General features: G+C 63.9%; 1 protein-coding gene. It reads right to left on the bottom strand.

Annotated elements, in window-relative coordinates:
• Positions 1-757: phosphoribosylaminoimidazolesuccinocarboxamide synthase (gene purC / locus AX685_RS14445; protein ID WP_066489920.1), on the bottom strand; the 757-nt coding region annotated here is incomplete at its 3' end.
• Positions 758-855 lie beyond the last annotated feature (98 nt).

Below are 855 nucleotides of genomic sequence, written 5' to 3' on the forward strand. Positions count from 1 at the left end.
GGCTTTCCATGTCGAGCACCGCGGTCTCGCCGCCTTCGGGCAGCAGGCCAAGACGCCGCGCGACCTCCTGATAGGCCTCCACCTCGCCGCCCAGATCCTGGCGGAAGCGGTCCTTGTCGAGCTTCTCGTTGGTCTGCATGTCCCACAGGCGGCAGCCATCCGGGCTGATCTCGTCCGCCAGGATGATGCGGCCGTAGTCATTGTCCCAGATGCGCCCGAATTCGAGCTTGAAGTCGACCAGCCGGATGCCGACCCCGGCGAACAGCCCGCACAGGAAATCGTTCACGCGGATGGCGAGGTCCGCGATGTCGTGCATCTCGTCCTGGCTGGCCCAGCCGAAGGCGGCGATATGTTCGTCGGAGATCATCGGATCGCCGAGCGCGTCGTCCTTGTAATAATATTCGATGATCGTGCGCGGCAACTGGGTGCCTTCCTCGATCCCCAGCCGCTTGGCGAGCGATCCGGCGGCGACGTTGCGCACCACGACCTCGATCGGGACGATCTCCACCTGCCGGATCAGCTGTTCGCGCATGTTCAGCCGGCGGATGAAGTGCGTCGGCACGCCGATATGGCTCAGCAGCGTAAAGACATGCTCGGAAATGCGGTTGTTGAGCACGCCCTTGCCGTTGATCGTGCCCTTCTTCTGCGCGTTGAAGGCGGTGGCGTCATCCTTGAAATACTGGATCAGCGTGCCCGGTTCCGGCCCTTCGTAGAGGATCTTGGCCTTGCCTTCGTAGATCTGCCGCCTGCGCGCCATTCGCTTGATGCCTTCTTCGAAACGGATCGCCCCGGCCGCGACGGGATCGCGATGCCGGGGCGGGAATCGACCACGGGCTATACGGGAAGGGGGCAGGG

This window comes from Sphingomonas sp. CCH9-F2, from assembly GCF_001556735.1.
GTDB classification, from domain to species: domain Bacteria; phylum Pseudomonadota; class Alphaproteobacteria; order Sphingomonadales; family Sphingomonadaceae; genus Sphingomonas; species Sphingomonas ginsenosidimutans.